Source organism: Achromobacter sp., from assembly GCF_036567245.1.
GTDB lineage: Bacteria > Pseudomonadota > Gammaproteobacteria > Burkholderiales > Burkholderiaceae_B > Achromobacter.
Genome location: NZ_DATCUY010000475.1, coordinates 1 through 10,524 on the forward strand (window position 1 = coordinate 1; position 10,524 = coordinate 10,524).

Genomic DNA, 10,524 nt, shown 5'->3' on the forward strand with positions numbered 1-10,524 from the left:
CCAACGCCACGGCGGCGTTGTACAGGCGCGCGCCATCCAGATGCACCGGCGCGCCCGCCGCCCGCGCCATGCCGTGTACCGCCTGCATGTGATCCAGCGGCAGCACCGCGCCAGCGGCGTTGTTGTGCGAGGTTTCCATGGTCACCAGCGCCGTCTTCAGCCTGTGGCCGCCGGACTGCAAGGCCTCCTCCAGCCGGTTCAGGTCCATGGCGCCATCAGAACCGGGCACGCCCAGGTAGAACGAGCCGGTGAACGTAGCCGCGCCGCGCTCGGACGTGTACATATGGGCGGCTGATTCCAGCACGACCTGTTCATTGCGCTGTGTCTGCGCCAGCACCGCCAGCAGGTTGGCCATGGTGCAGCTGGGCACGAACAGCCCGGCTTCCTTGCCCAATTGCATGGCCACGTATGCCTCGAGCTCGCGCACGGTGGGGTCGCCGTCCAGGCCGTCATCGCCAATGGGTGCGGTGCGCATACGCTCGTACATGGCCGCGGTGGGATGGGTGACCGTGTCGCTGCGCAGGTCGACGGGTGCGCGGGGAGCGGCGGGATGGGTCTGGGTCATGGCTGTCAGTGCTGCAGGATTTTGGAAAGAAACTGGCGCGTGCGCGGCGCACGCTCCTCCACATCGCCGAAGAACTGCTCCTTGTCGCAGTCCTCCACGATCTTGCCGCCGTCCATGAAAATCACACGGTCGGCGACGCGGCGGGCAAACCCCATTTCATGGGTCACCACCATCATCGTCATGCCTTCGGCGGCCAGGTCGGTCATCACGTCCAATACCTCGTTGACCATCTCCGGATCCAGCGCCGAGGTCGGTTCGTCGAACAGCATGACCACCGGGTCCATGGACAAGGCGCGCGCAATCGCCACGCGCTGCTGCTGGCCGCCCGACAGTTCGCCGGGATGCTTGTCCTTGTGCGCCGACAGGCCCACGCGCTCCAGCAGTGACAGCGCGCGCTGGCGGGCCTCGTCCTTGCCGCGCTTGAGCACCTTGAGCTGGCCCAGGCACAGGTTCTCGGTCACCGACAGGTGCGGGAACAGCTCGAAGTGCTGGAACACCATGCCGGCCACCGCGCGCAGCTTGGGCAGATTGGTGCGCGGATCGCCCACCGAAATGCCGTTGACCTGGATCTCGCCCTTCTGGAAGGGCTCCAGCGCGTTCACGGTCTTGATCAGCGTGGACTTGCCCGAGCCCGACGGCCCGCACACCACCACGACTTCGCCGCGGCCCACGGTGGTGGAGCAATCGTCCAGCACCTGGAAGTCGCCGTACCACTTGCTGACCTGCTTGATCGCTATCATCGGAGGCTGGGAAGAGAGTTGCATTGTTGGAACCTGTGGATAACTGGAAGGGCTGCGCTAGCGCAGCACTCGCGTGCGCTTTTCCAGCAGCTTGACCAGGCGGGACGCCGTGAAGCAGATCACGAAATACACCACCGCCACGAACAGATAGAGCTCCACCAACCGGCCGTCGCGCTGGCCGATCTTGGCCGCCGCGCCGAGGAAGTCGGTCAAGGACAGCACATACACCAGCGAGGTGTCCTGGAACAGGATGATGATGCGCGTCAGCAGCGCCGGCAGCATGTTGCGGAAGGCCTGCGGCAGCACCACGTAGCGCATGCCCTGCCAGTGGTTCAGGCCCAGCGCCATGCTGGCCGACACCTGGCCGCGCGCAATCGACTGTATGCCGGCGCGCATGATCTCGCAGAAATACGCGGCCTCGAACAGCGTGAAGGTGATCACGGCCGAATTGAACGCCCCCACGCGCAGCGGCGTGGGCGACCCCACCACCCAGGCGGCAATGTAGGGCACCAGGAAGTAGAACCAGAAGATCACCAGCAAGAGCGGAATCGAACGCATCACGTTGACGTAGATGCCCGCCGGCACCGACAGTATCTTGAAGCGCGACAGCCGCATCATCGCCAGCAGCGTACCCAGCGCCAGGCCCATCACGCCCGCCAGCGCGGTCAGCGTCAGCGTGAACGTCATGCCCGTCTTGAACAGATAGGGCAGCGCCGCCCAGATCACATCGAAATCGAATTTGCCCATGTCGCTACCCTAGGGCCTTTTCGCCGAACCGATCAGTCCGGGAACCGCGACATGGCGCTCGAGCAGGCGCATGCCCAGCACCACTATGCCGTTGATGATCAGATAGATCACCGTGGCCGCGGAGAACGCCTCGAAGATGTGGAAGCTGAACTCCTGCATGGAACGCGCCTGTCCCGTCAGTTCCAGCAGGCCGATGGTCAGCGCCACCGACGAATACTTGATGGTGCCCATGAACTCGGAGGTCAGGGGCGGCAACACGATGCGGAAGGCTTCGGGCAGGATGATGTAGCGGTACACCTGCGTCTCGGTCAGGCCCAGCGCGGTGCCCGCCTGGAACTGGCCGCGCGGCAGCGACTGTATGCCCGCGCGCACCTGTTCGGCGACCCGCGCCGATCCGTAGAATCCCAGGCACAGCACCGCCGGCACGAACTGGCCCCAGGGCTGCGGCATCTGCTTCATGGCCAGGCCCCAGGCATGCGGCAGCAGCTCGGGCAGCACGAAATACCACAGGAACATCTGCACCAGCAGCGGGATGTTGCGGAACACCTCCACATACGTCGCGCCCAGCGCATTCAGCAGGCGCGAACTGGCGGTGCGCATCACGCCCAGCCACGCCCCGAACAATAGCGAGAACACCCATGCGGTAAGGGCCAACGCCAAGGTCCAGCCCACGCCGATGAAGATCGTCTCCAGGAAGGTATGCACGCCGTCTGGCGACATCTCCAGGAAGACGCTCCAACTCCAGTTGTAATTCATCCTCGTCCCTTGATGAGCTCACCGGCCGCGCCGGGCGGCCAGCGTCCTTGCCCGGCAGTGCGCGGGACGTCGGGCGTCCCGCGCGCAGCCTGCTTACTCGTACGCCTTGGGATCGCCGGAATCGGTCGGATTGGCCAGCGCGCGCTTCAGGGCATCGCTCATCGGGTACTTCAGGTTGATCTGCTTGGGCGGGATCGGCGCATTGAAGTACTTGTCGTAGATCGCGGCCACCTTGCCCGTCTTGATCAGATCGCGCACCGCGTCGTCCACCACCTTCTTGAAGGCCGGATCGTCCTTGGGCTCCATGATGCCGTAGGGCGCCATTTCCAGGCCTTTGGTGCCGATCACGAAGGCGTCGGGATTCTTCGACGAAGCCACCGCGCCGTAGGCGATGCCGTCATCGTTGGCCGAACCCGCGGCGCGGCCCGACTCCACCATCAGTATGGTTTCAGCGGTGTCCTTGGTAGGCGCCATGGTGATGCCCAGGTTGCCCTTGGCGTTCAACTGCGAGATCAGCCGGAAGGTCTGGCCGCCGGCCTGCGCTGCGATGGATTTGCCGCGGAAGGATTCCAGGTTGTTGGGGTCCACGCCGCCGTCCTTGCGCGCCACCAGCACCACCTGCGCCACGAAGGTCGTGGGCGCGAACGACACCAGTTTGTGACGGTCGAGGTTGTTGGTGGTGTTGCCGCATTCCAGGTCGATGGTGCCGTTGGCCAGCAGCGGAATGCGCGTGGCGGAAGTCGTCGGGTTGTAGCGCACCTCCAGCTTGGGCAGCTTCAGGGCGGCCTTCACGTACTGGGCGACTTCCTGGCAGATCTCCACCGTGTAGCCGATCGGCTTCTGGTTGCCGTCGAGATAGGCGAAGGGGACCGAGGTCTCCGGGTGGCCCAGCGTGATCACGCCGGTTTCCTTGATCTTGTCCAGGCGGCTGGGGCCTTCGGCGTGGGCGGAGGCCGCGCCCCCCAAGAGGGCCACGGCGGCGGAGATCGCAGCAAGTGCTTTCATCTGATTCCCTTGGCGCCGTTCGAGCGGCGCATGCTTATGTTCACGATCGACGGCGCCAGCCAGGCTGACAGCCGCCTCGTCCCGCGATGAGCCCCGCGGCTGGCAAAAAGTATCAACTAGCGGTATGGTTTTATCCAGTTCCAATCAAGTATTCCTCTATACGGATTTGACATGGCCATTCCACGGATGGGCCTGAGGCACATCGAGGCGTTCCGCGCCGTCATGATGACCGGCTCAATGACTGCCGCCGCGCGGCGCGTGCACACCTCGCAGCCGCACGTTAGCCGCTTAATTGCGCAATTGGAAGCCATTACCCAGTTCGCCTTGTTCGACCGCAATGGCAGCCGCCTGAGCCCGACGCAGGACGGCTCGCGCTTCTTCCAGGAGGTGGAAAAGACCTTCATCGGCCTGGCCGGTCTGGAATCGGCGGCGGCCAGCATCCGCTCGTTCAGCGCCAGCCGCCTGAGCGTGGCCGCCATGCCGCGGCTGGCCGGAGGCCTGCTGGCGCGCATCGTCGCCGCCTTCAAGACGGAATACCCGGATGTCATGGTGTCCATCCATTCCGGCAACGCCAGCACGGTGCACAACTGGATCAGTTCGGGGTTCTGCGATACGGGCCTGGCCATGCTGTCGGGCGATTCCCCCGGCATCCAGGTCGAACCGGTGCTGACCATGAGCTGCGTGGCGGTGGTACCCCAGGGGCATCGCCTGGCCAAGCTGAAGAAGCTCAAGCCCGCCGACTTCGCCGGCGAGCCGTTCGTGGCATTCACCAGCGGCACGCCGCTGCGCGAAAAGATCGACGCCGTGTTCAAGGCGGCCAAGGTCGAACGCCAGACCGTGGCCGAAGCCGGCCTGGGCTCGTCCATCTGCGCCCTGGTCGGTGCGGGCCTGGGCGTGGCGCTCATCAACCCGCTGGCCGCGCGCGAGGAATACACCGCCCACAACGTCGAGATCCGCCCCTTCAGCCCGGCCGTGCCGGTCACGGTGGCGCTGCTCTATCCGCCGTACCACACGCGCACGCGGCTGGTCAGCGTGTTTTCACGCTATGCGCATCAGCTCATGCTGGAAGAGATGGGGGACTTGAAAGCGCGATCGGGGCGGTGACGCCGCGCGCTTGTGCCATCAGCGCTCTGCGGCGCCTTGCTCCAGATAGCGCCCGGCCTCGCCGGACAGCTTCATCGCCTCCCATTGCGCCAGCGTCAGCTGGGGCATCTGAAAGGCCGCCTGCGGCCGGCAATACCAGCCCGGATTGTGCAGGCGCGCCAGCAGGTCCATCGCGGGGCCATCCAAATACAGATGCTCCCGGTCGGCAACCACGTCCTCGCGCACGTGCATGGCCGCCACGTGCGCCACGATCAGGCTGCGGCGGTCGATGCGCATCAATTCATGCACGCGGCACTCGAACGCCACCGGCGACTGCGCTACCCATGGCACCTCGATGCGTCGCGACGGCGCCAGCTCCAGGCCGGCTTCGCGGGACTCGTCCACGCCGGGGGGAAAATCCACCGCGGTCACATTCATCCGGCCTGCCTGCGGCGCGGACACCAGGCTGACCGTGAACTCGCCGCGCTCGGCGATATTGCGCGCGGTATCCTTGGGCGCATCGCCACGCACGCCGATGCCGACGCAGATCAGCGGCGGATCGCCCGACATCAGGTTGAAGAACGAGAACGGCGCCACGTTCGTCGTCCCTTCGGCGTCGCGCGACACGATCCAGGCGATGGGCCGCGGCACGATCGCCGCGGTCAGCAGCTTGTAGCGGGCGGGGCCCGCCAAGTCGTTCAGATCGATGAACATGGCTTATCCCAGGCCTCTCAGCCCTGGCCCTGCTTGGGCGCGGCGCCTTGCGCGGCCTTCGCGTCGGCGAAGGCGCGGTCGCTGCGCTTGCAGCGGCAGCGGCCGATCTGATGCAGCTCGATCAGGTTGCCGACCGGGTCGCGCAAAAACAGCTGCATGAGCTCCGGCGCTGCCACGTTGTCCAGCTTCCAGTAGTCCACGGCCAGGCGCTGCAGTTCCGCCTCGGCCGCCGCGATATCGCGCACCGCCAGCGCCACGTGGTTTTCCACAGGGTCACAGCCCGGGCCTTGGGAATAAGGCGACGGACCGTCGCTGCCCAGCAGATGGATCTGGCAGTCGTTGCCCATGTCCAGGAAGTACCCGGCAATGCCCGGAATCTCCCAGCGGCCCCGGTCCGTGTCCAGTCCCAATACATCCCCATAGAACGCCCCCATGGCCGCGACCTTGTCCAGCGGCATGCGCACGGCGTGATGATGCAGCTCCAGAACTTCCAGCGCCATTTGTCTCTCCTTGGTTTTGATCGGCCTGCGCCCACGCGCGGCCAAGGCTGGAATGTTGGTCCCGGCCCGAACGCCGGGGAATGCCGTCCGGTGCAATCGAGAAGTGCATCAGACGCAATCCTGGAGCGCCCATCCGATTTACCCGCCGCGCTATGCTAGGCCGCATGAAATCGCTAGACCTGAACCTGCTATTGACCCTGGATGTGCTGATCCAGGAAGGCAGCGTCGTCGGCGCGGCGCGCCGCCTGAACCTGAGCACGCCTGCCATGAGCCGCAGCCTGGCGCGCATCCGTGAAGCCGTCGGCGACCCCGTGCTGGTGCGCTCCGGCCGCGGCCTGGCGCCCACGCCTCGGGCGCTGGCGCTGCACGAACAGCTGCGCCACGTGATCGAACAGGCGCAGGCCGTCTTCACCGCCTTCGGCGAAGACGTCAATCTGGCGACCTTGACGCGGGTCTTCACCTTGCGCGCCAACGACGTTTTCGTGGGCGGCTACGGCGGCCGGCTGCGCGAGCACCTGCGCCGCTACGCGCCTCGCGCCGTGCTGCGTTTCGTCTCCGAAGGCAATCACGACGCCGACGCGCTCAGCGGCGATGCCGACCTCTACATCGGTTCTTCCCAGAAGTTCGGCGCCGACATCAAGGTGCAAACCTTGTTCACCACCGCCTTCTGCGGCCTGGCGCGCAACGAACACCCGATCTTCAAGGCCCCCATCATCCCGCAGCGCTTCTGCGCCTACGACCACGTCAGCGTCTCGCGCCGTGGTCGCGCGCAAGGCCCGATCGACGACACCCTGGCCGAACTTGGGTTGGCGCGCCACGTCACGCTGATCACGCCCACTTTCCATGCCGCGATCTTCGCCCTGGCCGATTCGGACCTGGTGCTGCCATCCATGCCCGAGAACCTGATGCCCGGCGTCGAACGCCTGGGCCTGAAGCTGCGCGCGTTCCAGGTGCCGGTGCCCATGCACCCGGTCACCGTGGTGCAAGCCTGGCCGCCGCGGCTGGACAGCGACCCCGCGCACCGCTGGCTGCGACAGACGATCAAGCAGGTCTGCGGCACGCCCGCGGAGGCTTCCTCGACCCCGTAAAAATAGGGTTCCCGGCCTTTCCCTCTCCTGTATACTGCCTCACAATTGTTCAACAATCCTGGCATTGGATCCAGGAGCGTTTCCAGGAGGCAGGCCATGTCGAATTACCCCGCGGCGTACCAGATGAGCAAGGGTTCGGTATTGAATGTGGACCGGGATTTCTACCGGACACTCGTCGCCGACCCGGCGCGACGCAAACTCGTTGAATCGCACGTCGTTCCCATCCGCAGCGGCTTCGCCTGGAAAGTCCCCGCCGGCCATGTCTTCCGCATCGTCACGCTTGAAGGCCCGCAAGTCGCGGACTTCAATATGTGGAACCTGCACAACCCGCGCGAACGCATGTGGGCATCCCGGACCCGCCAGCTGCAACAGGCGCATGTGAGCACCCACGACCGCATCTGGTCCACGCTGCCGTACCTGCGCCCCATGGTCACGATCACCGATGACACGCTGGCCGGCTACGGCACGGACAGCGACGGCGGACGGGTACACGATCTGCTGGGCACGCGTTGCGATCCCTACGTCAACAAGCTGCTCAGCGGCGAGGACTTCCACTTCCATTGCCATTCCAACCTGACGCGCGCCGTGGCACCGCATGGCCTGACAGAATTCGATGTCCACGATGTTCTCAACGTGTTCCAGGTCACCGGGCTGAACGACGACGACAAGTACTTCATGAAGGCATGTCCGGCCAAACCGGGCGACTATCTGGAGTTCTTCGCCGAAATGGACCTGCTCTGCGCCTTGTCCACCTGCCCCGGCGGCGACCTGTCCGTGCCGATGTGGGGCCCCGATGCGCGCGATCCCATCGACGTGTGCCGTCCCCTGGGCGTGGAGGTCTATGCGCTGGATTCCGCCCTGCTGCAAGGCTGGACACCGCCCGAGGTTTCACCGTATAAGGGCGTCCACGGACTGCACCCTGAAAAGGTCGAGTGGAAATAACAACAACAGGCGCCCGGCCACGCCGCGGCGCCTTGCCAGGAGCCCATGCCATCATGCCCGCCGAACGCGACAGCGGAATCTCGATCGCCGAACGCATCAGCCACCAGCTGCGCGATGACATCATGGAAGGCAAGCTGCCACCCGGCACGCAACTGGTCGAAGTCGATCTGGCTGCTGACTATGGCGCGTCGCGCAACACGATCCGTGAAGTCCTGCATCAATTGGGCCGCGAAGGGCTCGCCACGTTCATCCGCCACAAGGGAGTCGTGGTGCGCCGCATGGAACGCAAGGATCTGCGCGAGATCTACGCGGCCCGCCGCGCCCTGGAACTGCAGGCCATCGCCGGCAGCCTGCCGTTGCAACCCGCCTTGCTGGACAAGATGCTTGCAGCCATTGACGCCGCCGAGCGCGCGCTATCCAAGAAAAAATGGCGCAATGTCGGCACGCTGAGCCTGCAGGTGCACCAGCACATCGTCGCGCAGCTGGGCAGCCGCCTGCTGGACGAGTTCTTTCATACGCTCTGTGCGCAGTTGCGCCTGGTATTCGCGTCCGAGGTCGACGAAAGCCTGATCCAGACGCCCGACTGGATCGAACGCGAGCGCCGCATCCACGGCCTGCTGGTGGAGGGCCGGCGCGACCTGGCCGCACAAGCCCTCACTGACTATCTCGACGATTCCGAACGCACGCTGATGGCCGTGCTGACCCGCCTCAAGCAGCAGGCCAAATAGGGACCGCAGGACGCGGTCGACGGACAGGCGCCTATGCGCGCGCCTCCGTTTCAGGTTCGGCATAGCTGCCGTCCGCCCGGTGCGTCTCCTGTCCGCTCAAGGGCGGATTGAAGACGCAGACCAGGCGCAGGTCTCCCTTCACGGCCCGCAGCACATGCTGGTCGTTCTTGTCGAGCGCGTAGAGGGTGCCCGGGCGTATAGCGTGCGTCGCGCCCGTGGCTACGTCCAGCACCTCGCCTTCGCCTTCCATGCAGTAGTTCGCCTCGTAGTGATGCTTGTAGTGCAGGTGCAGCTCGGCGCCCTCGAAGACTCGCGTTTCGTGCACCGAATACCCGATGCCGTCGCGCTTGACGATGATGCGCTTGCTCTCCCAGCCCGGTCCCCGGGCGTGGCGTTCGGTGTCGGTCAGGTCGTCGCTGTGGATAACTATCATGGATCAGATCCGCGTATGGGTGGAAAAAATCAATGCCGGCGGCGCGAGGCCGATCCGAGCGCGTCTTCGATCTGCGCAGCGGTCAGCAGCAAGGCCCGGTCACCGCCGCGCAGGCCGGTCGCCATCAACCCCACCGCTTGTTTCGCGGCCGGATCGCCCGGTATGGAAATGCTGGGCAGGTCCAGGCGATTGGCGAATTCCGTCAGGCTGAAAGCCCGGCCGTTCTCGCGCAGATAACTGTCGTTGTCGTCCAGCCGGGCGACCGGTGGAGGCAGCATGGGCACTGTCGGCGTCAGCACCGCATCCGCGCCCGCGATGGCGCAGTCGTACTCCCGCCGCAAGTCGGCCAGCCGGCCTTGCGCCGCGATATAGGCATGCGCCGGCACCTGCGCTCCCAACAGCATGCGCGGCCCCACGCGGGGATCGTAGCGGGCTGCGTCCGTCGCCAAGCGGGACGCATGCAAGGCATACGCGTCGGCCGCTATGATGCCGCCGTCGCGCGCCGCCTTGCCGGCCAGCGCCAGGCAAGGCATGGGTTCGCGGCGCAGCGCGGCGCCCGCATCCATCAGGCATTCCAGCCATCCGGCGAAGGCGCGCCTGACTTCCGGTTCCAGCAGATCCTCCACGTGGTCCGGCACCACGAACACCTTGCTCGCCAGCGGCGTCGCGCCGTGTACGCCCGATGAAGGCTCGGCGGCATCCCAGGGCGCCAGCACCTTATCCACAAGCAGGCACCGTGCAGCGTCCGCGGCGATGATGCCGGGCACATCGAAGGTGGGCGACAGGTACATCATGCCCGCGTCGTCATAGCGTCCGCGGGACGGCTTGAAGCCGGCGACGCCGCAGAATGCCGCCGGAATCCTCGCCGATCCGCTCGTATCCGAGGCCAGAGCCAGGCTCACCATGCCCAGTGCCACCGCCACCGCGCCGCCGCTGCTGGAGCCGCCCGCGACACGGGGCTCGTCGGCCATCAGCGGCGATAGCGGCGTGCCATAGCAGGCATTCAGGCCCAGCGCGCCATAGGCGAATTCGGTCATGTTGTTCTGCGCCAGCAGCACTGCGCCCGCGCGCCGCAACGCATGCACCAGCGCAGCGTCCTGCCTGGCGGCCGGCGCGTCGGCCAGCACCCGTGAACCCGCGTGCGTCGTCCATCCGCGCACGTCGAAGCAAGCCTTCACGCCCAGTACCATGCCGGCCAGCGGCTCGTCATCCGGCGCTATAGC

General features: G+C 65.8%; 13 protein-coding genes. 4 read left to right on the forward strand and 9 right to left on the reverse strand.

The window, feature by feature from the left end:
• The 5 genes from VIR09_RS20100 to VIR09_RS20120 form a co-directional block, all read right to left on the reverse strand.
• Positions 1-565, reverse strand: a 565-nt coding sequence (locus tag VIR09_RS20100) for a threonine aldolase family protein (RefSeq protein WP_332014459.1), incomplete at its 3' end; no start/stop codon positions are given.
• A gap of 5 nt (positions 566-570) precedes the next feature.
• Positions 571-1,305, reverse strand: a complete 735-nt coding sequence (locus VIR09_RS20105) for an amino acid ABC transporter ATP-binding protein (RefSeq protein ID WP_332014469.1) — start codon at positions 1,303-1,305, stop codon at positions 571-573.
• Between the two features lie 57 nt (positions 1,306-1,362).
• On the reverse strand, positions 1,363-2,052 hold the full coding sequence (locus tag VIR09_RS20110) for an amino acid ABC transporter permease (RefSeq protein WP_013390797.1): 690 nt from the start codon (positions 2,050-2,052) through the stop codon (positions 1,363-1,365).
• 9 nt (positions 2,053-2,061) lie between these two features.
• Positions 2,062-2,808 (reverse strand): amino acid ABC transporter permease, encoded by a 747-nt coding sequence (locus VIR09_RS20115; RefSeq protein WP_207467139.1) that lies wholly within the window; start codon positions 2,806-2,808, stop codon positions 2,062-2,064.
• Between the two features lie 93 nt (positions 2,809-2,901).
• Positions 2,902-3,813: an amino acid ABC transporter substrate-binding protein gene (locus tag VIR09_RS20120; protein ID WP_332014460.1), complete on the reverse strand. Its 912-nt coding sequence runs from the start codon at positions 3,811-3,813 to the stop codon at positions 2,902-2,904.
• 171 nt (positions 3,814-3,984) lie between these two features.
• Between VIR09_RS20120 and VIR09_RS20125 the strand changes: the two genes are divergently transcribed.
• The gene (locus VIR09_RS20125) at positions 3,985-4,917 is read left to right on the forward strand and encodes a LysR substrate-binding domain-containing protein (RefSeq protein ID WP_332014461.1); all 933 of its coding nucleotides are present in this window, start codon (positions 3,985-3,987) and stop codon (positions 4,915-4,917) included.
• Between the two features lie 18 nt (positions 4,918-4,935).
• On the opposite strand, the gene VIR09_RS20130 is transcribed toward VIR09_RS20125, so the two are convergent.
• Both VIR09_RS20130 and VIR09_RS20135 read right to left on the reverse strand, forming a co-directional pair.
• Complete coding sequence (locus VIR09_RS20130; RefSeq protein WP_332014462.1) at positions 4,936-5,610, reverse strand: flavin reductase family protein; 675 nt, start codon at positions 5,608-5,610, stop codon at positions 4,936-4,938.
• Between the two features lie 17 nt (positions 5,611-5,627).
• Entirely contained in the window at positions 5,628-6,110 is a 483-nt protein-coding gene (locus tag VIR09_RS20135) for a VOC family protein (RefSeq protein ID WP_332014463.1), read from the reverse strand.
• Between the two features lie 164 nt (positions 6,111-6,274).
• Here VIR09_RS20135 and VIR09_RS20140 point away from each other — a divergent pair, with 164 nt between their 5' ends.
• The 3 genes from VIR09_RS20140 to VIR09_RS20150 all read left to right on the forward strand — a co-directional run bounded on the left by VIR09_RS20140 (position 6,275) and on the right by VIR09_RS20150 (position 8,868).
• On the forward strand, positions 6,275-7,198 hold the full coding sequence (locus tag VIR09_RS20140) for a LysR family transcriptional regulator (RefSeq protein WP_332014464.1): 924 nt from the start codon (positions 6,275-6,277) through the stop codon (positions 7,196-7,198).
• A gap of 96 nt (positions 7,199-7,294) precedes the next feature.
• Positions 7,295-8,140: an urea carboxylase-associated family protein gene (locus tag VIR09_RS20145; RefSeq protein ID WP_332014465.1), complete on the forward strand. Its 846-nt coding sequence runs from the start codon at positions 7,295-7,297 to the stop codon at positions 8,138-8,140.
• 53 nt (positions 8,141-8,193) lie between these two features.
• Complete coding sequence (locus tag VIR09_RS20150; protein WP_332014466.1) at positions 8,194-8,868, forward strand: GntR family transcriptional regulator; 675 nt, start codon at positions 8,194-8,196, stop codon at positions 8,866-8,868.
• Positions 8,869-8,899: 31 nt separating this feature from the next.
• Here the strand turns inward: VIR09_RS20150 and VIR09_RS20155 are convergent, their stop codons facing one another.
• Together VIR09_RS20155 and VIR09_RS20160 are read right to left on the reverse strand one after the other, a co-directional pair.
• Entirely contained in the window at positions 8,900-9,301 is a 402-nt protein-coding gene (locus VIR09_RS20155) for an ectoine synthase (RefSeq protein ID WP_332014467.1), read from the reverse strand.
• 29 nt (positions 9,302-9,330) lie between these two features.
• Positions 9,331-10,524: amidase (locus tag VIR09_RS20160; RefSeq protein ID WP_332014468.1), on the reverse strand; the 1,194-nt coding region annotated here is incomplete at its 5' end.

Excerpts from the sequence above, each read along its gene's own strand:
- VIR09_RS20115 (WP_207467139.1), bottom strand. The coding sequence starts at position 2,808 with ATGAATTACAACTGGAGTTGGAGCGTCTTCCTGGAGATGTCGCCAGAC.
- VIR09_RS20135 (WP_332014463.1), bottom strand. The coding sequence starts at position 6,110 with ATGGCGCTGGAAGTTCTGGAGCTGCATCATCACGCCGTGCGCATGCCG.
- VIR09_RS20105 (WP_332014469.1), bottom strand. The coding sequence starts at position 1,305 with ATGATAGCGATCAAGCAGGTCAGCAAGTGGTACGGCGACTTCCAGGTG.
- VIR09_RS20110 (WP_013390797.1), bottom strand. The coding sequence starts at position 2,052 with ATGGGCAAATTCGATTTCGATGTGATCTGGGCGGCGCTGCCCTATCTG.
- VIR09_RS20150 (WP_332014466.1), top strand. The coding sequence starts at position 8,194 with ATGCCCGCCGAACGCGACAGCGGAATCTCGATCGCCGAACGCATCAGC.
- VIR09_RS20145 (WP_332014465.1), top strand. The coding sequence starts at position 7,295 with ATGTCGAATTACCCCGCGGCGTACCAGATGAGCAAGGGTTCGGTATTG.
- VIR09_RS20130 (WP_332014462.1), bottom strand. The coding sequence starts at position 5,610 with ATGTTCATCGATCTGAACGACTTGGCGGGCCCCGCCCGCTACAAGCTG.
- VIR09_RS20120 (WP_332014460.1), bottom strand. The coding sequence starts at position 3,813 with ATGAAAGCACTTGCTGCGATCTCCGCCGCCGTGGCCCTCTTGGGGGGC.
- VIR09_RS20140 (WP_332014464.1), top strand. The coding sequence starts at position 6,275 with ATGAAATCGCTAGACCTGAACCTGCTATTGACCCTGGATGTGCTGATC.
- VIR09_RS20125 (WP_332014461.1), top strand. The coding sequence starts at position 3,985 with ATGGCCATTCCACGGATGGGCCTGAGGCACATCGAGGCGTTCCGCGCC.
- VIR09_RS20155 (WP_332014467.1), bottom strand. The coding sequence starts at position 9,301 with ATGATAGTTATCCACAGCGACGACCTGACCGACACCGAACGCCACGCC.